Genomic DNA, 20,708 nt, shown 5'->3' with positions numbered 1-20,708 from the left:
TTCGGGGGCCGACATGATTCTCTCAACTGTCGCCGCAGCGAAAGCTGGGGCCTCGTGCCGCAGGGGCGCATCCTTTTCGCTAGAGACCCCAGCCTGCGCTGGGGTGACGGAGCTGGTTCGGTGATCCAGGCCATCGCCTTTTATCTGTTCGCCGCCGTGGTGCTGATTTCCGGTGCGATGACGATTTCGTCGCGCAACCCGGTGCATTCGGTGCTGTGGCTGATCCTGGCGTTCTTCAACGCCGCCGGGCTGATGGTGCTGGTGGGTGCCGAGTTCATCGCGATGCTGCTGGTGATCGTGTACGTCGGCGCCGTCGCGGTGCTGTTCCTGTTCGTGGTCATGATGCTGGACATCGACTTCGCCGAGCTGCGCGCCGGGTTCGTCCGCTACTTCGGGATCGGGCTGGTGCTGGCGGTGGCGCTGGTATGCGAGATCCTGATCGGCGTGTTCGCATGGAGCGCGGGCGGGATCGACCTGGCGCGCCGCGCCGCGCCCAGCGAGGCGACCGTCCCGAACATCGTCCAGATCGGCAACCTGCTGTATTCGCGCTACCTGTTCGTGTTCGAGGGCGCGGGGCTGGTGCTGCTGGTCGCGATGATCGGCGCGATCGTGCTGACGCACCGCGAACGCTCGGGCGCGCGCTATCAGAATATCGCGCGGCAGATCGCGCGGCGTCCGCAGGATGCGACACGCAACATGAAGCCCGACGTGGGCCAGGGGGTACAGCTGTGACGGGTGGCGTCGGCCTGATCCATTACCTCGTCGTGGCAGCGTTGCTGTTCACGATGGGCGTGCTGGGCATCTTCCTCAACCGCAAGAACATCATCGTCATCCTGATGGCGATCGAGCTGATCCTGCTGGCGGTGAACATCAACCTGGTCGCCTTTTCCGCCGCGTTGCAGGATCTGGTGGGGCAGGTGTTCGCGATGTTCGTGCTGACGGTGGCCGCGGGTGAATCCGCGATCGGCCTGGCCATCATCGTCATCTTCTTCCGCGGCCGCGGCTCGATCTCGGTCGACGATCCCAGCCGGATGAAGGGGTAAGATTTCCGTGACCTCGATCCTCTTCATCGTCTTCCTGCCGCTGGTCGCGGCGATCGTCGCCGGCTTCGCCAACAAGTCGTTCGGCGCGACGCTGCCCAAGGTGGTGACCACCGGCGCGCTGTTCGTGTCGTGCGCGCTGTCGTGGCCGGTGTTCATCGGCTTCCTGGCGGGCAGCAGCGAAGCGACCGTCACGCCGGTGCTGCACTTCATGACCTCCGGCACGTTCGACGTGTCGTGGGCGCTGCGCGTCGATGCGCTGACCGCGGTCATGCTGGTGGTCATCACCAGCGTCTCCGCGCTCGTCCACCTCTATAGCTGGGGCTATATGAGCGAGGAGCCGGACCAGCCGCGCTTCTTCGCCTATCTGTCGCTGTTCACCTTCGCGATGCTGATGCTGGTGACCGCGGACAACCTGATCCAGATGTTCTTCGGCTGGGAAGGCGTGGGCCTGGCCAGCTACCTGCTGATCGGCTTCTGGTTCCGCAAGCCCAGCGCCAATGCCGCGGCGATCAAGGCGTTCGTCGTCAACCGCGTCGGCGACCTGGGCTTCATGCTCGGCATCTTCGGCACCTATCTGGTGTTCGATACCGTTTCGATCCCCGCGATCCTGGCGGCGGCGCCGACGATGGGCGGGTCGACGATCGGCTTCCTGTGGTTCCGCGCGGACACGATGACCGTCATCTGCCTGTTGCTGTTCGTCGGCGCGATGGGCAAGTCGGCGCAGCTGGGGCTGCACACCTGGCTGCCCGATGCGATGGAGGGGCCGACCCCGGTGTCGGCGCTGATCCATGCCGCCACGATGGTGACCGCGGGCGTGTTCATGGTGTGCCGCCTGTCGCCGATGTTCGAAATGTCCCCGACCGCGATGGGCTTCATCACCTTCATCGGCGCCGCGACCTGCCTGTTCGCAGCGACCGTCGGCACCACGCAGACCGACATCAAGCGCGTCATCGCCTATTCGACCTGTTCGCAGCTGGGTTACATGTTCTTCGCCGCGGGTGTCGGCGCCTATGGCGCGGCGATGTTCCACCTGTTCACGCACGCCTTCTTCAAGGCGCTGCTGTTCCTGGGTGCGGGATCGGTCATCCATGCGATGCACCACGAACAGGACATGCGCTATTACGGCGGCCTGCGGAAGGCGATCCCGGTCACCTTCTGGGCGATGCTGCTGGGTACGCTGGCGATCACTGGCGTGGGCATCTACGGCATCGGCGGGTTCGCGGGGTACCATTCCAAGGACGCGATCATCGAAGTGGCCTGGGCCGGCGGCGCGCCGGTGGCGTCGATGGTCGGCGTGTTCGCGGCGCTGCTGACCAGCTTCTATTCGTGGCGGCTGATGTTCCTGACCTTCTGGGGCGAACCGCGCTGGGCCGCGTCGGAGCATATCCAGCACGCGCTTCACGACGCGCACGGCCATGATGCGCATGACGATCATGCCCATGCGCATGACGGCCAGGCTCATGACGGGCACGCGCACGGCCATGACGATCATGCCGACGAGGCGCATCACGGCGTCGCGGCGCAGGAAGACGCCGGCCACGCGCCACATGTCGACGCGCGTGGCTTCAACGACATGCCGAAGGGCACCGGCGGCTACCATCCGCACGAAAGCCCGCTGGTGATGCTGATCCCGCTGATCCTGCTGTCGGTGGGCGCGGTCGCGGCCGGGTTCGTCTTCCACGGCTTTTTCATCGACCCGGAGAGCGCGGGCGGCTTCTGGAAGGGCGCGTTGTTCTTCAACGAACATCTGATGCATGAAATGCACGAGGTGCCGCTGTTCGTGAAGCTGTCGGCGACGGTGGTGATGCTGACCGGGCTGCTGATCGCATGGGCCGCGTATATCCGCTCGCCGTCGTTCCCGGCGAAGTTCGCGGACACGTTCCAGCCGATCTACCAGTTCCTGCTGCGCAAATGGTATTTCGACGAGCTGTACAACTTCCTGTTCGTCCGCCCCGCCTTCGCGATCGGCCGCGTGCTGTGGCATCGCGGTGACGAAGGGACGATCGACCGCTTCGGGCCGAACGGATCGGCCTGGGTGGTGCAACTGGGCAGCCGCGTCGCCGGCCGCCTGCAAACCGGATATGTCTATACCTATGCCTTCGTCATGCTGATCGGGCTTACCGCCGCGATCACCTGGGCGATCGCGGGCTGAGGGGGTCAGTAACGTGTCGTTCCCGATCCTGTCGCTGATGCTCGCGATCCCGGCCGTCGCCGCGGTCGCCTGCCTCTTCCTTTCCGCCTCCGCCGCGCGCTGGACCGCGCTGGCGGCGACGCTGATCGACCTTGCGCTGGGCGTGGTGCTGTGGACGTCGTTCGACGTCGGCGGCGCGCAGTGGCAGTTCGTCGAATATGCGCCGGTGTTCGGGCGCTTCGCCTGGGCGCTGGGCATCGACGGCTATGCGCTGTTGCTGATCGCGCTGTCGGTGTTCCTGATGCCGATCTGCATCGGCGCCAGCTGGCAGGCGATCGAAAAGCGCGTGCCCGAATATATGGCGGCGTTCCTGCTGACCGAGGTGCTGATGATCGGCACCTTCGCGGCGCAGGACCTGTTCCTGTTCTACATCTTCTTCGAAGCCGGCCTGATCCCGATGTTCCTCATCATCGGCATCTGGGGCGGGGTGAACCGCATCTACGCGTCGTACAAGTTCTTCCTGTACACGCTGCTGGGTTCGCTGCTGATGTTCATCGCGATGCTGTACATGAGCATCACCGCGGGAACGACCAGCATCCCGGTGCTCCTCAACTACGACTTCCCGCCGCAGGTGCAGACGTGGCTGTGGCTGGCGTTCTTCGCGTCGTTCGCGGTGAAGATGCCGATGTGGCCGGTCCACACCTGGCTGCCCGACGCGCACGTGCAGGCGCCGACCGCCGGCTCGGTGATCCTGGCGGGCGTGCTGCTGAAGCTGGGCGGCTACGGCTTCCTGCGCTTCAGCCTGCCGATGTTCCCGGAAGCGTCGGCCAGCCTCGTCTGGCTGGTGTTCGGGCTGAGCGCGGTGGCCGTGATCTACACCAGCCTCGTCGCGTTGGTGCAGTCGGACATGAAGAAGCTGATCGCCTATTCCTCGGTCGCGCACATGGCGATCGTGACGATCGGCCTGTTCGCGTTCAACGCGCAGGGGATCGAGGGCGCGATGATGGTGATGCTGGGCCACGGCCTGGTATCGGGCGCGCTGTTCCTGTGCGTCGGCGTCATCTACGACCGGCTGCACACGCGTGAGATCAGCCGCTACGGCGGCCTGGCGATCAACATGCCGCGCTATGCGATCCTGTTCCTGCTGTTCACCATGGCGTCGATCGGGTTGCCGGGCACCAGCAACTTCGTCGGCGAACTGCTGAGCCTGATGGGCACGTACAAGGTGTCGACCACGATCGCGCTGCTGTGCACGACCGGCATCATCCTGGGCGCGGCGTACATGCTGTACCTGTACCGCCGCGTCGTGTGGGGCGAGATCACGTCCGAAGAGGTGCGCGCGATGCCCGACCTGTCGGCGCGCGAACTGTGGCTGCTGGTACCGATCGCCGCGGCGGTCCTGTGGATGGGCGTCTATCCGGAAAGCTTCCTGGCGCCGATGCGCAAGGACACGCAGATTCTGCTGGCGCGGATCGAGCGCGCCAGGCCGGCCGGGGATTCGCGCCCGACGAAGGGCACCGGGATCGTACCCGCCGCCCACGCCGAAACGCCCGCCACGGGCCATGAAGCGCCGGGGAGTGCGCACTGATGGATTACGCCGCCAATCTTGCGATGACCCTGCCGGAGCTGGTGCTGGCGCTGGGCGCGATCGCGCTGATGCTGGTCGCCGCCTGGGGCGGCCCGGCCGCGACCCGCGCGGTGTCGTGGACGGCGGTGGCGGTGCTGGCGGGCGCGTGCATCGCGCTGACCGGCCCGGCCTCGTCGGGCGGATCGGCCTTCTACGGCATGTATCGCGCCGATGCCTTTGCCGCGTTCGCCAAGGTGCTGATCTACGCCGCGGCGGCGGTGTCGATCATCATGGCGCCCGATTTTTTCAAGCGGACCGCGGGCGATAACCTGCGCCCCGAATATCCGGTGCTGATCCTGCTGTCGGCGTGCGGCATGGGGATCATGGTGTCGGCGTCCGACCTGCTGATGCTGTACGTCGGCCTCGAACTGCAGAGCCTTGCCGCCTACGTGCTGGCCAGCTTCATGCGGCAGGACACGCGCTCGGCGGAGGCGGGGCTGAAGTATTTCGTGCTCGGCGCGCTGGCCTCCGGCATCCTGCTGTACGGGATCAGCCTGGTCTATGGCTTCACTGGATCGACGCTGTTCGACGAGGTCGCGGGCGCCTATGCCGCCGCGCCGCTGACCGGCAACGGCAAGGCGATCGGCCTGCTGTTCGGGCTGGTGTTCGTGTTCGCGGGGCTGGCGTTCAAGATGTCGGCGGTGCCGTTCCACATGTGGACGCCCGACGTGTACGAAGGTGCGCCGACCCCGGTGACCGGCTTCTTCGCGTCCGCGCCCAAGGTCGCGGCGATGGCGCTGGGCGTGCGCGTTGCGGTGGAGGCGATGGGCCCGGCGCACGACCAGTGGCGGCAGATCGTGATCTTCGCGGCGCTCGCCTCGATCCTGCTCGGCGCGGTCGCGGCGATCGGGCAGCAGAACATCAAGCGGCTGCTGGCCTATTCGTCGATCAACAACGTCGGCTTCGCGCTGATCGGCCTGGCCGCGGGCACGCCGGAGGGCGTGGCGTCGGTGATGACGTACATGGCTATTTATATCGTCATGACGCTGGGCAGCTTCCTGGTGGTGCTGCAGATGCGCGATGAGGACGGCCAGCCGGTCGAGACGATCGCGAGCCTGGCGGGCCTGTCGCGCTCGCGCCCGGGGCTGGCGGCGGCGCTGGCGATGTTCATGTTCTCGCTGGCCGGCATCCCGCCGCTGTTCGGCTTCTACGCCAAGTTCGCGGTCTTCTACGCCGCGGTCGAGGCGGGGCTATTCCCGCTGGCGGTGGTCGGCATCGCGATGAGCGTGATCGGCGCCTATTACTATCTGCGGATCGTCAAGACGATGTACTTCGACGAGCCGGCCGCGCCCTATGGCCGTGGTGATGCGGTGGAGGGCGGGTTGATCGCGGTGGCGGCGGTCATCATCTCGCCGCTCGGCTATCTGCTGATCCCGGCGCTGACCGCCTGGACGCTCGCCGCCGCGAACAGCCTGTTCTAAGCACGCTTCGTGCCGCGCATCGTCACCGTCGCGCAGACGGGGTCGACCAACGCCGACCTGCTGGCGATCGCGCGCGATGGCGGTGGCGAGGAGGGGCTGTGGCTGCGCGCGGAGCGCCAGACGCAGGGGCGCGGGCGGCAAGGGCGGCCGTGGCAGTCGCCCGTCGGCAACCTTTACGCCAGCACGCTGGTGCGCATCGTGCCGGGCGATCCGGCGCCGCCCACGCTGGCGCTGGTCGCGGCGGTGGCAGTGGAGGAGACGGTCCGCGACGCCTTGCCGGCGCAGCGCGCCGGGCGGCTGGCGCTCAAATGGCCCAACGACCTGCTGCTGGGGCCGGCCAAGCTGTCGGGCATCCTGCTGGAGCGCGCCGGTGACTGGGTGGTGATCGGCGTGGGCGTCAACGTGGCGCATCATCCCGATCTGCCGGACCGCGAGGCGACCAGTCTGGCGGCGCAGGGATCCGCGACCGATGCCGCCGCGCTGCTCGACCGGCTGGCGGAACTGTTCGCCGCGTGGCTGGCATGGTGGCGGCGCGATGGGCTGGCGCCGGTGGTGGCGCGCTGGGGCGAGCGCGCCCACCCGCCGGGAACGCCGCTGATTGCGCGCCTGCCCGATGGCGAGGCGGTGGAGGGCGCATTCGACGGGCTGGACGCGCAGGGCGCGCTGACGCTGCGCTTGGCGGACGGCGAACGGCGTGTCATTCACGCCGGCGACGTGTTCCTGGTATAAGACGGAAGGGGAGAGGCCATGCTGCTCGCGGTCGATGCCGGCAACACCAATATCGTCTTCGCGCTGGTGGCCGCCGGCGCCGGCGGGCGCGAGATCAAGGCGCGCTGGCGCATCGCCACCGACCCGCGCCGCACCGCCGACGAATATGCGGTGTGGCTGAGCCAATTGCTGGCGCTGGAAGGATTCAGCCGCGACGATGTGGAGGCGGTAGTGATCTCCACCGTCGTCCCGCGCGCGCTCCACAACCTGCAGGTGCTGGCATCGAAATATTTCCGAACCGAGGCGTTGGTCGCCGGGCGGGCGCCGCTGGAATGGGGGCTGGCGCTGGATGTCGACGAGCCGCAGAATCTGGGCGCGGACCGCGCGGTCAACACGATCGCGGCGCATGCGCTGCACCCGGGCGACCTGATCGTCATCGATTTCGGTACCGCGACGACGGTCGACCATTCGGACTACACCGGCGCGTACAAGGGCGGAATCATCGCGCCGGGCATCAACCTGTCGCTCGACGCGCTGGTCAATGCCGCCGCCAAGCTGCCGCGCATCGCGATCGAGGCGCCGGAAGGGCCGGTGAGCGTGATCGGCCGCAACACCGTCGACCAGATGAACATCGGCATCTACTGGGGCTATATCGCGATGATCGAGGGGCTGGTCGCGCGGATGAAGCACGAGGTGGGGCGCCCGGTGAAGGTGGTCGCCACCGGCGGGCTGGCCACGCTGTTCGAGCGCCACACCAATGTCTTCGACGCGATCGAACCGGACCTGACCATACAGGGTCTGGCGATCATGTGGGAACGGGTCCATATTGCCCGCTGAACTGTATTTTTTCCCGTCCCGAAGCGACGATAGCCATGCCGCGGCTCCGCGCCGCCACCTCGCCGGGACGATGACCGAAGGATTCGAATGACCACCCCCAAGACCAACGAACTTCTTTTCTGCGCGCTCGGCGGATCGGGCGAGATCGGGATGAACGTCATCCTTTATGGCCATGCCGGCAAATGGCTGATGGTCGATTGCGGCGTGACCTTCGCCGATGCGCATTATCCCGGGATCGACGTAATCCTGCCCGACCTGCGCTTCATCGAGGAGCGCCTGTCCGATCTGGTCGGGATCGTCCTCACCCACGGGCATGAGGACCATATCGGCGCGCTGCCGTATCTGGCCGAGGATCTGGGCGTACCGATCTACGCCACTCCCTTCACCGCCGGGCTGGTGCGCGGCAAGCTGGAGGAGGAACGGATCGAGGATCGCGTCAAGATCCGCATGGTCCATGCGCGCGAGCCGTTCAACGTCGGGCCGTTCCGCGTCGAGATGGTGCCGCTGTCGCACTCGATCCCGGAAGCCAATGCGCTGCTGATCGAAACCAAGGCGGGCCGCGTGTTCCACACCGGCGACTGGAAGCTGGATGCCACGCCGGTGATCGGCAAGCCGTCCACCCCCGAGGAGCTGACCGCGATCGGCAAGCGCGGCATCGACGTGCTGGTGTGCGATTCCACCAACGCCTTCAACACCGAACCGTCGGGCAGCGAGGCGAGCGTGCGCAAGGGGCTGGCCGAAAGCGTCGCGCGGGCGCGCGGGCGGGTGGTCGTCACCACCTTCGCCTCCAACGCCGCGCGGCTGTCGACGCTGGGCAAGGTGGCGCAGGAGACGGGGCGCAAGCTGTGCGTCACCGGGCGCTCGCTGGACCGGATCATCCGCGTCGCCAAGGCGACCGGCTACCTCAAGGACTTTCCGGACACGATCGACGTCGATGCCGCGATGCGAATGCCGCGCAACCGCGTGCTGATCGTCGCGACCGGGGGGCAGGGCGAGCCGCGCGCGGCGCTGGCGCGGATCGCGGACGGATCGCACCAGATCTCGCTCGACCAGGGCGACATGGTGATCTTCTCCGCGCGGCAAATCCCCGGCAACGAAGTGGCGGTCGGCCGCATCCAGAACCAGCTGGCGGCCAAGGGCGTGGAGATGGTGACCGAGCGGCAGGCGCACGTCCATGTCTCCGGCCACCCCGGTCGCCCGGAACTGGCCAAGATGTACGAATGGCTGCGCCCCAAGACGCTGGTGCCGGTGCATGGCGAGATGCGGCACCTGATGGAACATGCGCGCTTCGGCCTGTCGCAGGGGATCGGCGCGGTGCATGTCCAGACCAACGGCGACATGGTGCGGCTGGCGCCCGAAGGGCCGAAGAAGATCGGCGACGTGCCGGTGGGGCGGCTCGTGCTGGACGGTGACGTGATCCTGCCGGCCGACGGCGGGACGATCAACGACCGCCGCCGCATCGCGGTGAACGGCACGATCTCTGTCGGGATCGCGGTGGACCGCAACGGCCGCGCCGGCGGTATCCCGGACGTCCGCTTCCAGGGCATTCCGGTCGAGGAGGAGCGCGAGCCGTTCATGGCCGAGGCGGTCGAGGCCGCGACCGAGGCGATGGAGGGCCGCGTGCGCGACCGCGATCGCCTGCGCGAGGACGTGCGGCTGGCGGTGCGCCGCGTCGCGACGCGCTGGACCGGCAAGAAGCCGGTGGTCGACGTCGTGATCGTCCAGGTCTGACGCGGGCGGGGCGGCGATCATGCGCTGGACGTCGCTGTTGGCGATCTACATCCTGTTCTGGGCCTTTTCGGTCTTCCTGGTGCTGCCGTTCGGGGTGCGCACCACCGCCGAGGCAGGGGGCGAGCACGTCCCCGGCACCGCGGAAAGTGCGCCGCACGAATTCTCGCTGAAGAAGGTGGTGGTGCGCACGACGATCGTGGCGACGATCCTGTTCGCGCTGTTCGTCGCGAATTACGAATTCGGCTGGGTGACGGCGGGGATGCTGGACCTGGCCGATCCGGCGAATGCGGTGGACTGACGCCGGACGTGAAATGCCCGGAATGCCATGGAGCCAGTTTCGGCGGGTTGAAAATAATTATCGTATTTCGATAATTCGTGGGTATGCTGCCGGACGGAGGCAGCATGATTCGACCTTACGAACCAGCGACGATGGCCGAGCAGGCGGGATCGGCCGATACCCTTGAGCGGCGGGGGCGCGTGTACTTCGCCGTCGCCTGCGCGGTGATGACCGCGATGGCGGCGACCGCGGCGCTGCAGGTCATGCTGCTGCTGTTCCGGGTGGGTGACCATGCCGGAATGCTCGACGGCGGTTTCGCGTTCATCGTTACGCGTGACGCCGGCGATGCCGTGCCGGCGGGCTTCGTGACCATCTCGCGTTACGCGATCTGGCAATCGACGCTGGCGGCGGCGCTCCTCATCCTTCGACTGATCCCCGGCCTGGTGATCCTGGCCAGCCTGGTCGGGCTGTTCCGCCTGTACGCGCGGCGGATGATCTTCACCGCCGTCAACGGGATGCTGATGCGTCGCATCGCATGGGCGCTGATCGCCTATGCGATCGTCCCGCTCGTCACCCACGCGGTCCTGTATGCCGCCGGCATGAGCCCGGTGGCGGTCAAGCTGGAGTGGCGACAGCTCGACGCGGCGGTCCTCGGCATGTTGTTGTTCGCGTTCGTCAACGTCATCGCATTCGGCGCGGAGATCGAACGCGACCGCGCCGGGTTCTTCTGATGGCGATCGTCGTCCGGCTCGACGTCATGCTGGCCAGGCGCAAGATGCGTTCGAAGGAACTGGCGCAGGCGATCGGCGCGACCGAGGCGAACCTGTCGCTTTTCAAATCGGGCAAGGTGAAGGGGCTGCGGTTCGAGACGCTGGAGGCGATCTGCCGCCACCTCGACTGCCAGCCCGGGGATCTTCTGGAATATCTGCCCGATAGCTGATCGGGCGACGACCTGTTCACACAAGGATGGAGAAGACCATGCGTCCGTTTTCGGCGATTGCCGCGTCGTGCCTGTTGTTCGCCGCTCCCGCGGGATCGTCCGTCCCGCTGACCCCGGCGGGGAACGGCCATCTGGTCGTGCCCGCGTTCGTCAACGGCAAGGGGACGGTGCCGTTCATCCTGGACACCGGGGCGGACGGCACGCACGTCTATGAATGGTTCGCACGCCAGCAGGCGCTGAAGGCCGGGACGCCGATCCGCGTGGTGGGGATGACCGGCGCGGCGACGATGCCGACCTATCGGCTGGATAGTATCTCGGTCGACGGCCGCACGATCCGCGACGTCGACGTCACCGGCCTGCCGGATCGCAAGGATGCGGAGATCGCTGCGGGGGTGACGGGGAACGACCTGATGGACGGCGCGGTCTCGATCTTCGACTTTCCGTGCCGTACCGTATCGTTGCTGCCCAAGCCCGTGTCGATGCGTCGTATCCTGACGCGCGGAGCCGTGATGATCCGCGGGGGGACGGTGGCGGAAGGTACGCAGTTGACGCTGCCCGTCACGGTCAACGGCACGGCCGGTATCGCGGTACTGGATACGGGATCGCGGGGAACGCAGATCAATACCGCGTTTGCCCGCGCTGCTGGGATCGACAGCGACAGCTTCGGGCGGGGAGAGACGCTGTACGGCGCGGCGGGGGAGGCGACGGGCACGCGTGAGGGCAAGGTGGGGGCGGTGACGTTCGCCAGCCGCACGGTACGCGACGTGACGGTGCGGGTCGCCGATCTGTCAGTGTTCAAAAGCTTCGGGATCGGCGACGGGCCGGCGATGATCCTGGGCATCAACGCGATGATCGGCCAGCGACTGGTCTACGATCACCAGGCCGGGCGGTTCTGGTTCGATCGCTCCCGCTGCTCGGGGGCGGCCGCGCCCCGGTGACCGCGCTCAGCGCAGGCGTTCGATAGCCTGCGCCAGCGCGACGTAGAGCTTGCCCATGTCCGACGACAGCAGCGTCACGCCCAGCGGCGAGCCGTCGCGTTGCGCCAGGATGGTGCGCAGCATCGCCTCGAAATCGTGGATGTAGCGGTTGACCTGTTCGCGGAACGACGGGTCGTCGTCGTACAGCCGCGCGACGTCGCGCTGCTCGCTGCCGTCCAGCAACCGCACCGCGCGGCGGGTGAAGACGCCGCGGTCGCCCTTCAGATAGGCGGCCCAGGCACTGTCGGAAATTTCCGGCGCGAAGGTGCGGGTGAGGTCGATCGACGCAGAATTGAGCGATTCGATCAGCAGCGAGGCACGCCGTGCGAAGCTGTCGCGGTCGGCTTCTTCGCCGGCGGCGCGCGCTTCCTCCAGCCGCTGGTCGACCAGCGCGATCGTCGCCTCGATCCCCGTCAACTGCTGTTGCAGCCGCTCGCCGGCACGCGCCGTGGCGGCGACGGCGGCCTCGGCGACCTGCGCGACCTGTTCGACCTGCTGCGCCACGCCGCTGTCGACCGCGCGGCTGAGCGCCGCGACGCCCGCGCTTTCCAGCGCCACGGCGGCCTCCGGGATGACGCGGGCGAGCGCGTCGCGGGCGTGATCGGCGGCGGTCGCGGCGGTTTCGCGGACGCGCAGCAGCGCCTCCAGCAACCGCGGCGCAGCCTCCTCGGTCAGGTCGTCGGCGCGGCGGGCGGCCTGTTCGACCGCGTCGGCGATCAACCCGGCCTGACCACGGCCCTTGTCGAGCACCTCGTTGAGCTTGACGGTCAGCGTCTCGACCGTCTGGCGCTGCTCGGCGACGACCTGCGCCACCGCCTCGATCGCGTCGTGGGTGCTTTCGGCGGCGGTAACGAGTGCGAGCAGCTCTGGCTTGGCGGCGACGATCACCTGCTTGGTGGATGCGACGCGCGCTTCCAGGCGGGCGATCGCCTCCGGCATCGTCTCGTCCATCTCGCGCGCGGCGGCGTCGAGCGCGACCAGCAGATGCTCGGTGGTCGCGATCGTACGTTCGGCGGACTGGTTGCCCGCATCCATCGCCACCGACAGCGCCTCGGCGGTCGCCTGCAGCGCGCTGACCGTCGCGGCGAGTTGCTGGCTGCGCTCTGTCCCGGTGGCGTGGAGCGCCTCGAACCGCGTTTCGGCGCGCGCGACGCCCATTTCCAGCGAATCGAAGATCTGGCGACCGGCGATCTGCTGCGCGTCCAGCCGGCCGGCGATCCGCTCGATCACGATCTCGATCAGGCCGATCCGCTCGGCCAGCGCCTCGGCGCTCTCGCGCGCCGACTGGTCGAGCGCGGTCTGGTTGGCGGCGACCATCGCGAGCAGCGCGTCGCCCTGCGCCGACAGCCCCTTGCGCGACTGGTCGATCGCGCTGGCGGTGCGATCAAGAAGGGCGTCGACCGCGGCGGCGGCATCAGACGTAACTGTCTCCAGCCGCGCGCCCGCCGTCTCGCTGGTCGTCTCCATCCGCTGCATATAGGCGGCGAGCTTCTCCGCCGCGCCGCCCGCGATCGTCTCGGCATCGCGGCTGCGCGCGATCAGCGCGGCGACCTGCGCGTCCAGCCCGGCGGTGTGCTCGCTGGCGACGACGCCGGCCTGGTCGATGCTTTCGGTCAGCGTGCGGGTTTCCTGCGCGGCGCGGGGCAGCGCGGACAGCAACGTGGTCAGCTGCGCCTGCGCCATGTCGGCGGCATGGGCGAGCGCGCGGGCATGGACGTCGGCCTGGTCGATCTCCTCCGACAGGCCGCGCCCGATCGAGGCGAGGCGGGCAGTCGCGGCATCGCCCAGCGCGGTCAGCAGCCGCACCTGCTCGGCCAGCGCCACGCGCCGTTCCTCGATCGCATGGCCCAGCGCGGCGACGGTGTCGCCCAGCGCCGCGGCCTCGGTGCGCATCTGCCGCGCGGTCGCGCCGAACCGCTGCGCCTCGCTGCGGCTGGTGCGCAGCGCGGCGAGCCAGACGATGCCTGCCAGCGCGGGCACGGTGGCGAGCGTCGCGCCGAATTGCGCCAGCGCCAGCTGCGGCATCCCCGCCAGCGAATCGCGTGCCAGCCACACGACCAGCCCGACCCACGCCAGCGCCACCACGATCACGGCCCACCCCAAGATGGCCCCGCGGCGGGACGGTGCGACCTCATCGTGCGGATCGGCGTGGTCGCTCACGGGCAAGGGCGCCTCGTCAAAGGGTTGCATGTCGCGGCCCGGCGATGGCGTGTCGCTGTCCGTTGCGCGGAATTCGATGATCGACGGCCCCCCGTTCATGCTCCGGGTTTAACAGTTTTACCCGATCCGGGAAGCCGTTTCGGCATCATGACAGGCTCCGTCGGTCGCATCGGGCGATCACCGTTGCCAGTAATCGGTCCTGACCCTAACAGCCGGGCCATGCTGGCAGGCTTATTGTTCGCGACCCATGAGGCAGAGGATCGCCCCGGAATCCTCGCGGCGACGCTGCCGTTCGCGGCCGCGACGCTGATCGAGTACCAGGCGCGGCTGCTGATCGCGTCCGATGCGGCGCAGATCGTGGTGGTGGTGCAGCGGCTGACCCCGGAACTGGTCGGCGCGCTGGCGCGGATCGGGCGGCGCGGGGTGGCGGTGGACACGGTGCGCACCGCCGCGGAGGCGCTGGCGCGGCTGCACCCGCTGGCGCGGATCGTGATGGTCGCCGACGGACTGGTGACGACCGAGGGCGTGATCCACGCGCTGGCCGGGGAGGGCGGCGATGCGCTGCTGACCGTGCCGGGGACGCAGGCCTCGCCCGCGTTCGAGCGGGTCGGCGGGGGCGAGGCATGGGCCGGCGTGGCGCGGATCGACGCGCGCCGGCTGGCCGATGCCGCGCGGTTGCCGGAGGATTACGACCTGCAATCCACCCTGCTCCACGCCGCCGAGCAGGCGGGCGCACGGCACGTGTCGCTGCGGCTGGACGACATGGAACTGGGGCACGGCATCGAACGCCGCGCCGCCGCGCTGGAGGAGCGCGGGCGCGCGGTGCTGTCGGCGTCAATGGCGGTGCGGCCGGGCTGGTTCGACCGCATCGTGCTGCGCCCGCTCGCGCGGGTGGCGATCCCGCCGATTGCACGGCGCGGGATCGGTACCGGCGCGATCGTCGGCACCGCGGCGGGCGCGGCGACGCTGGGGATCGCGACGCTGGCGCTCGGCTGGCCCGCGATCGGGCTGGCGGCGGTGCTGGTCGCGGTGCTGGTGGCGGAGATCGCCGGCGCCGTCGCGCTGTTCCGCGACGAAGAGCATCACCTGCGCGCGATGCGCATCGCGATCCTGGCGATGCCGGCCGTGGCGGTGCTGCTGCTGGGGCACGTCGTCGATGCGCAGGCGGCGACCACCACCGCGCGGCTGCTGGCGCTGGGCGCGACGGTCGCGGGCGGGGTGGCGGAGCGCGCCGCGAGCGCGGTGCAGCGGCGCGGCTGGTGGGGCACGGCGCCGGCCTATCTGGCGATCCTGGCGCTGTTCGCGGTGGCGGGCTGGCCGACGCTGGGGCTGGCGCTGGTGGCGCTGTACGGCGGGGCGACGCTGGTGGCGGCGGTCGAGGCGTTGCGGCGACAGGCTTAGCGGCTAGTTAACGAAGCGCGGCTACAGCGGGCGCATGTCGGCAAAGCCTTTTTCCGCGGGCGGTCACGACGACCCCGATACCGTCGCGGCCTATGTCGCGGCGGCGGATCGGCGCGCGGACGAGCGGCTGGCGACCGCGATGGCCGACATCTTCCTTGCTGAACGCCACCGTTTGGACGAGCGCACGCGCATCGCGATCCTGCGCATGACCGAGGCGACCGTTACCGCGCTGGAGCGCGAGATCGCCGGCCATGCCGCCCGCCTGCTGGTGGCGCGCGGGCTGGACGACGTGGCGGGCATCCTGACCGCCAATCGCACGATGACGCTCGACCGGCTGATCGAGGCAGGCGTGCTGCGCGATTCGGAGGTGATGGGGGAAATCATCGCGCAGGCGCGCATCGACCTGATCGACGCGGCGCTGATCGCCAACCGGATGCCCGGCACCACCGCCGCGCTTCTGGGGCGGCTGGCGGAAAGCGGCGATGGCGTCGTGCGGACGCGCGCGGTCGCGTATCTGGTCGCGGACGGGCGTCGCCGGCTGCCCGCGGCGGAGCGGCGCGCCGAACTGCCGGGCGAGCTATATTACCGGCTGGCCTGGTGGATCGCAGCGGCGCTGCGCGAGCGGCTGGGCGCGGTGCAGGCCGACGGCGCGATCGACCGCGCGCTGGTGGAGGCCACGCAGCGCAGCATCGCCGCCTATGACGAGGGCGAGCGGGTTGAGGCGGTGGCGGCGCAGCTGGCCGGCGCGATCGACGCGACGCCCGCGGACATGCCGCGGCTGCTGCTGGAGGCGCTGGTTGAGGGCCGCTCGATCCTGTTTTCGGCACTGCTGGCGCGCGCGCTGGCGGTGGAGCCGGGGGATGCCCGCGCGCTGATGCTGGACGGCGACAGCGACCGTTTGTGGCTGGCGCTGCGCGCGCTGGCGTTCGCGCGCGAGGATATGGCACGGATCGGCTGGCTGCTTTCCGAAGCGGATGCGGCGCGCGATGCCGAGCGGCTGGCCGATGCGCTCGATCCGGTCGCCGCGCTGTCGCCGGACACGGCCGCGCTGGTGGTCGCGCCGTTGGCGATGCCGCGTGACTATCGCGCGGCGCTGCGCACGCTGGCGCGGACGCGCGCGTCGTGAGCGCGTTGTCTATCCTGACCGCCAGCGTCGATCGCACCGATCGGCTGGTCGAGGCCGATGCGGGCTTCGCCGCGATCAACACGCGTGCCGGGGGGCGCATCGGCGCGCCGCTGGCGGTGCCGCAGTTCGCGACGATCGTGCGGCTGGCGCGGCGGCTGCGGATCATCGTCGCGCGCGCGGTGACGATCGCGGATGCCGAGGCGGATATCGACTGCTGGGTGAAGGCGACCCCGCGCGAGGAGGGCGTGGCGCTGGCGATCTCGCTGGTGCGCGAGCGCCCGGCGTGGCAGGCGCCCGCCGCGGCGGTGACGCTGGCCGAGGTGCCGCCGCCCCCGGGTGCCGACTGGACATGGGAGGTCGATGCCGAGCTGCGGCTGATCCGCCTGGCCCCCGAGGCGGGCGCGCGCGCCGGGTTCGATGCGGTGGCGATGCAGGGCGCCGCGTTGACCCGGCTGTTCGCGCTGGACGCCGACGACGAGGGCGCGATGCCGTTGCTGGAGGCGATGAGCGCGCGCGCCGATTTCGATCATCAGTCCGCGACGATCCGCGCGACGGGCGCCCCGGTGACGCTGGCGGGTAGTGTGCGGCTGGATGCGGCGGGGGGCTTTGCGGGGTTCGTCGGGAGCACCTTCGCCGCCGACACGCCGATCGTCGCCGATGCGCCGGCTGGCGAACCGGCCGGGCTGACGCTCGCGTTCAATGCGCGGCTGGAGCAGATATTGCGCGGCCCGCTGGGGCGGATCATCGCCAATGCCGACAGCATCCATCTGGCCGCCGACGGCGCGCTGGACCCGCATTACGCCGATTACGCCGCCGATATCGCCAGCGCGGGGCGGCACCTGCTGGGGCTGGTCGACGATCTGGTCGACCTGGAGGCGATCGAGCGCGACAATTTCGTGGTGGAGCGCGAGATCGTCGACCTGGCCGATATCGCGCGCCGCGCCGCCGGACTGCTGGCGGTGCGCGCCAGCGACGGGCAGGTGACGATCGACCGGTCCGACTGCGACCGGCCGCTGCCCGCGCTGGGGGAGTTCCGCCGCGCGTTGCAGATCATGGTTAATCTGATCGGCAATGCGGTGCGTTACTCGCCGCCCGGATCGACCGTGTGGCTGCGGTTGCAGCGCGACGGCGACCGCGCGGTGGTGATCGTCGCGGACCAGGGCAAGGGAATCGCGCCCGCGGATCAGGAACGCATCTTCGCCAAGTTCGAACGGGTCGACACGTCCGAACCGGGCGGCAGCGGGCTGGGCCTGTATATCGCGCGGCGGCTGGCGCGGGCGATGGACGGCGACCTGACCATCGACAGCGCGCCGGGCACGGGCGCGCGGTTCATCCTGACGTTGCCGGCGCGGTAGGCGATCAGCGCAGGCGGCGCCCCGCCAGTATCAGCAGCAGGCCGAACGCGGCGACGATGCTGCCATAGTTCGCCCATTGGCGCTGATCGAGCATGAAGCTCGATTCCGGCCAATGGACGTATCCCAGCCCCTGGCCGATCCACAACAGCCCGGTGAGCGTCAGCATGACGCCCACCGCAAGCAGGATCGGCCGGAGGCGGCGCATGTCAGGTCAACGCTGGCCGACGGGGACGTAGGCGCGCTGCGTCGGGCCGGTGTACAGCTGGCGCGGACGGCCGATCTTCTGGTCGGGATCGGTGATCATCTCGTTCCACTGCGCGACCCAGCCGACGGTGCGGGCGAGCGCGAACAGCACGGTGAACATGCTGGTCGGGAAGCCTATCGCGGACAGGATGACGCCCGAGTAGAAATCGACGTTCGGGAACAGCTTCTTCTCGACGAAATAATCGTCGCTCAGCGCGATTTCCTCCAGTCGCAGCGCGGTTTCAAACAGCGGATCCTGGACGTTCAACGCCTCGAACACCTCACGCACCGTCTTCTGCATGACGGTCGCGCGCGGATCGTAGTTCTTGTACACGCGATGGCCGAAGCCCATCAGGCGGAATGGATCGTTCTTGTCCTTCGCCCGGGCGATGAACTCGGGAATACGCTCCGGCGTGCCGATCTCGTGCAGCATGTTGAGCGCCGCCTCGTTCGCGCCGCCATGCGCCGGACCCCACAGGCAGGCGATGCCCGCCGCGATGCACGCGAACGGATTGGCACCCGACGAACCGGCCAGACGCACAGTCGAGGTCGACGCATTCTGTTCGTGGTCGGCGTGGAGGATGAAGATGCGGTCCATCGCCTTTTCGACCGCCGGGTTCACCTCATACGGCTCCGCCGGCACGCCGAAGGTCATGCGCAGGAAGTTGCCGGTGTAGGACAGCGAATTGTCCGGATACAGGAACGGCTGGCCGACGCTGTACTTGTACGCCATCGCCGCGATCGTCGGCATCTTCGCGATCAGCCGGTGCGACGCGATCATGCGCTGCTGCGGATCGTGGATGTCGGTGGAATCGTGATAGAAGGCCGATAGCGCGCCGACGACGCCGCACATGATCGCCATCGGGTGCGCATCGCGGCGGAAACCGCGGAAGAACTGCGCCAGCTGTTCGTGCACCATCGTGTGGCGGCTGATCGTCCAGCTGAACTTCTCCAGCTCGTCCGTATTCGGCAGCTCGCCGTTCAGCAGCAGGTAGCACACTTCCATGAAGCTGGACTGTTCAGCCAGCTCGCCGATCGGATAGCCGCGGTGCAGCAGCACGCCTTCGTCACCGTCGATGTACGTCAGCTTCGACTGGCACGACGCGGTCGAGGTGAAGCCGGGGTCATAGGTGAACGCGCCGGTCTGGCCATACAGCTTGCGGATGTCGACCACGTCGGGGCCGACCGAGCCGGACAGCACCGGATAGTCGTGATCCTGGCCCGACAGAGTCAGCTTGGCGGCTTCGGTCATGGTCTTCTCCTGTCACGCCCCGTGCGGGGTCATTTGGTCGGCGATCCGCGCCAGGCTTTCCTCCCGCCCTAGAAGGACGAGTACGTCGAAGATGCCCGGCGACGTCTTGCGTCCGGTGAGGGCGACGCGAAGCGGCTGGGCGACCTGACCGAGCTTCACGCCCGCCGTTTCGGCCACCTGCCGCACCGCGGCTTCGGTGCTCTCCGTATCCCAGTTGTGCACCGCGTCAAGCGCGCTGTGCAGGCGTGCCAGCAGTGCCGGCGCATCCCCCTCCAGCAACGGTCGGGCGGCCTCGTCGATCCCCAGCGGGCGGGTAGCGAACAGAAAGGCGGTGCCGTCGGCCAGTTCGTTGACGTTCGCGGCGCGCGGCTTGAGCGCCGGCATCGCCGCCAGCAGCGTCGAACGCCGGGTATCGTCATGATCGAGCGACAGTTTCGCGGCGACCAGATCGGCCAGCCGCGCATCGTCCGCGGCGCGGATGTAATGGCCGTTCAGATTCTCCAGCTTCTTCAAGTCGAAGCGGCTGGGCGACTTGCCGACGCCGGCCAGATCGAACCAGCGGGTCGCATCCGCGCGGCTGATGATCTCGTCGTCGCCATGCCCCCAGCCGAGCCGCAGCAGGTAATTGTCCAGCGCCTCGGGCAGGATGCCCATGTCGTCGCGATACGCCTCGATCCCGACCGCGCCGTGGCGCTTCGACAGTTTCGCCCCGTCCGCGCCGTGGATCAGCGGGATGTGCGCATAGACCGGCTCGGCCCAGCCCATCGCGCGATAGATCGGCAGCTGGCGGAAGGCGTTGTTGAGGTGATCGTCGCCGCGGATGACGTGCGTCACGCCCATGTCGTGATCGTCGACCACCACCGCCAGCATATAGGTGGGCGTGCCGTCGGAGCGCAGCAGGACCAGATCGTCCAGCTCGGCATTCTGCACCGTCACCTCGCCCTGGACGCGATCGTGGATCGTCGTCGCTCCCTCCGTCGGCGCGCGCAGGCGGACGACGTAAGGCTTGTCGGCGGGCCAGTCGGTCCGCTCGCGCCCCATATCCCGCCAGGGCGAGCGGATGCGCAGCGGCTTCTTCGCCGCCTGCGCCGCGGCACGCATCGCGTCCAGTTCCTCGGGCGTGAGGTAGCAGCGATAGGCGTGACCCGCGGCGACCATCTCCTGCGCGACGGCGGCGTGGCGATCGGCGCGGGCGAACTGATATACCTCCTCGCCATCCCAATCGAGGCCGAGCCAGCGCATCCCGTCGAGGATCGCGTCGATCGCCGGCTGCGTCGAGCGCGCGCGGTCGGTATCCTCGATCCGGAGGCGGAAGGTGCCGCCGTGGTGCCGCGCGAACAGCAGGTTGAACAAGGCCGTGCGCGCACCCCCGATGTGGAGGAAGCCGGTGGGCGAAGGGGCGAAGCGCGTGACCACCGGGCCGGCGGGCGGGGTGGCGGGCGTCGCGTCAGGATTATCGGTTGCGCTCAAGCGCGCTTG

At 68.8% G+C, this 20,708-nt stretch carries 19 protein-coding genes; 15 read left to right on the top strand and 4 right to left on the bottom strand.

Going from position 1 to position 20,708, the window contains the following annotated elements; translation table 11 throughout:
* Nucleotides 1-120: 120 nt before the first annotated feature.
* The 12 genes from COA07_RS04065 (at nt 121) to COA07_RS04010 (ending at nt 11,653) form a co-directional block, all read left to right on the top strand.
* Nucleotides 121-732 carry an NADH-quinone oxidoreductase subunit J gene (locus tag COA07_RS04065; RefSeq protein ID WP_066486763.1) on the top strand — a complete coding sequence of 204 codons (612 nt, stop codon included), beginning with the start codon at nt 121-123 and terminating at the stop codon, nt 730-732.
* Entirely contained in the window at nt 729-1,043 is a 315-nt protein-coding gene (nuoK, locus tag COA07_RS04060; RefSeq protein WP_082740649.1) for an NADH-quinone oxidoreductase subunit NuoK, read from the top strand. The genes COA07_RS04065 and nuoK overlap by 4 nt, the downstream gene beginning before the upstream one ends.
* Before the next feature lie 7 nt (nt 1,044-1,050).
* Entirely contained in the window at nt 1,051-3,195 is a 2,145-nt protein-coding gene (gene nuoL, locus COA07_RS04055) for an NADH-quinone oxidoreductase subunit L (RefSeq protein ID WP_066707159.1), read from the top strand.
* A 13-nt stretch (nt 3,196-3,208) separates the two neighbouring features.
* Complete coding sequence (locus COA07_RS04050; RefSeq protein ID WP_255266729.1) at nt 3,209-4,762, top strand: NADH-quinone oxidoreductase subunit M; 1,554 nt, start codon at nt 3,209-3,211, stop codon at nt 4,760-4,762.
* On the top strand, nt 4,762-6,222 hold the full coding sequence (nuoN, locus tag COA07_RS04045; RefSeq protein WP_066707156.1) for an NADH-quinone oxidoreductase subunit NuoN: 1,461 nt from the start codon (nt 4,762-4,764) through the stop codon (nt 6,220-6,222). The genes COA07_RS04050 and nuoN overlap by 1 nt, the downstream gene beginning before the upstream one ends.
* Before the next feature lie 18 nt (nt 6,223-6,240).
* Nucleotides 6,241-6,951, top strand: a complete 711-nt coding sequence (locus COA07_RS04040) for a biotin--[acetyl-CoA-carboxylase] ligase (RefSeq protein ID WP_083956691.1) — start codon at nt 6,241-6,243, stop codon at nt 6,949-6,951.
* Nucleotides 6,952-6,969: 18 nt separating this feature from the next.
* Entirely contained in the window at nt 6,970-7,767 is a 798-nt protein-coding gene (locus tag COA07_RS04035) for a type III pantothenate kinase (protein ID WP_066707153.1), read from the top strand.
* Nucleotides 7,768-7,854: 87 nt separating this feature from the next.
* Nucleotides 7,855-9,498 carry a ribonuclease J gene (locus COA07_RS04030; RefSeq protein WP_066707150.1) on the top strand — a complete coding sequence of 548 codons (1,644 nt, stop codon included), beginning with the start codon at nt 7,855-7,857 and terminating at the stop codon, nt 9,496-9,498.
* 19 nt (nt 9,499-9,517) lie between these two features.
* The gene (locus COA07_RS04025) at nt 9,518-9,796 is read left to right on the top strand and encodes a DUF1467 family protein (protein ID WP_066707147.1); all 279 of its coding nucleotides are present in this window, start codon (nt 9,518-9,520) and stop codon (nt 9,794-9,796) included.
* Between the two features lie 104 nt (nt 9,797-9,900).
* Nucleotides 9,901-10,506 (top strand): hypothetical protein, encoded by a 606-nt coding sequence (locus COA07_RS04020; protein WP_141396470.1) that lies wholly within the window; start codon nt 9,901-9,903, stop codon nt 10,504-10,506.
* Entirely contained in the window at nt 10,506-10,715 is a 210-nt protein-coding gene (locus COA07_RS04015; protein WP_066707142.1) for a helix-turn-helix domain-containing protein, read from the top strand. Before COA07_RS04020 ends, COA07_RS04015 begins: the two co-directional genes overlap by 1 nt.
* A 38-nt stretch (nt 10,716-10,753) precedes the next feature.
* The gene (locus COA07_RS04010) at nt 10,754-11,653 is read left to right on the top strand and encodes an aspartyl protease family protein (RefSeq protein ID WP_169803491.1); all 900 of its coding nucleotides are present in this window, start codon (nt 10,754-10,756) and stop codon (nt 11,651-11,653) included.
* A gap of 6 nt (nt 11,654-11,659) precedes the next feature.
* On the opposite strand, the gene COA07_RS04005 is transcribed toward COA07_RS04010, so the two are convergent.
* Nucleotides 11,660-13,795 (bottom strand): coiled-coil domain-containing protein, encoded by a 2,136-nt coding sequence (locus COA07_RS04005; protein ID WP_245841989.1) that lies wholly within the window; start codon nt 13,793-13,795, stop codon nt 11,660-11,662.
* A 276-nt stretch (nt 13,796-14,071) separates the two neighbouring features.
* On the opposite strand from COA07_RS04005, the gene COA07_RS04000 reads away from it, so the two are divergent.
* The 3 genes from COA07_RS04000 to COA07_RS03990 are packed head-to-tail and all read left to right on the top strand — an operon-like array spanning nt 14,072 to nt 17,734.
* Nucleotides 14,072-15,253: a hypothetical protein gene (locus tag COA07_RS04000; RefSeq protein ID WP_096640459.1), complete on the top strand. Its 1,182-nt coding sequence runs from the start codon at nt 14,072-14,074 to the stop codon at nt 15,251-15,253.
* A 34-nt stretch (nt 15,254-15,287) separates the two neighbouring features.
* The gene (locus tag COA07_RS03995) at nt 15,288-16,379 is read left to right on the top strand and encodes a DUF2336 domain-containing protein (protein WP_066713815.1); all 1,092 of its coding nucleotides are present in this window, start codon (nt 15,288-15,290) and stop codon (nt 16,377-16,379) included.
* On the top strand, nt 16,376-17,734 hold the full coding sequence (locus COA07_RS03990; RefSeq protein WP_096640457.1) for a sensor histidine kinase: 1,359 nt from the start codon (nt 16,376-16,378) through the stop codon (nt 17,732-17,734). Before COA07_RS03995 ends, COA07_RS03990 begins: the two co-directional genes overlap by 4 nt.
* A 4-nt stretch (nt 17,735-17,738) precedes the next feature.
* On the opposite strand, the gene COA07_RS03985 is transcribed toward COA07_RS03990, so the two are convergent.
* Genes COA07_RS03985 through gltX form a run of 3 tightly spaced genes read right to left on the bottom strand, consistent with a single transcriptional unit; the run spans nt 17,739 to nt 20,699 of the window.
* Complete coding sequence (locus COA07_RS03985; RefSeq protein ID WP_066712769.1) at nt 17,739-17,939, bottom strand: hypothetical protein; 201 nt, start codon at nt 17,937-17,939, stop codon at nt 17,739-17,741.
* Nucleotides 17,940-17,945: 6 nt separating this feature from the next.
* The gene (locus COA07_RS03980; protein ID WP_066712766.1) at nt 17,946-19,229 is read right to left on the bottom strand and encodes a citrate synthase; all 1,284 of its coding nucleotides are present in this window, start codon (nt 19,227-19,229) and stop codon (nt 17,946-17,948) included.
* A 12-nt stretch (nt 19,230-19,241) separates the two neighbouring features.
* Entirely contained in the window at nt 19,242-20,699 is a 1,458-nt protein-coding gene (gene gltX, locus COA07_RS03975; RefSeq protein ID WP_083956997.1) for a glutamate--tRNA ligase, read from the bottom strand.
* Nucleotides 20,700-20,708 lie beyond the last annotated feature (9 nt).

The organism is Sphingomonas adhaesiva (assembly GCF_002374855.1).
In the GTDB taxonomy this organism is placed as follows: domain Bacteria; phylum Pseudomonadota; class Alphaproteobacteria; order Sphingomonadales; family Sphingomonadaceae; genus Sphingomonas; species Sphingomonas adhaesiva.
The sequence above is the reverse complement of the archived record's forward strand: the minus strand, read 5'-3'. Positions and strand labels throughout refer to the sequence as shown.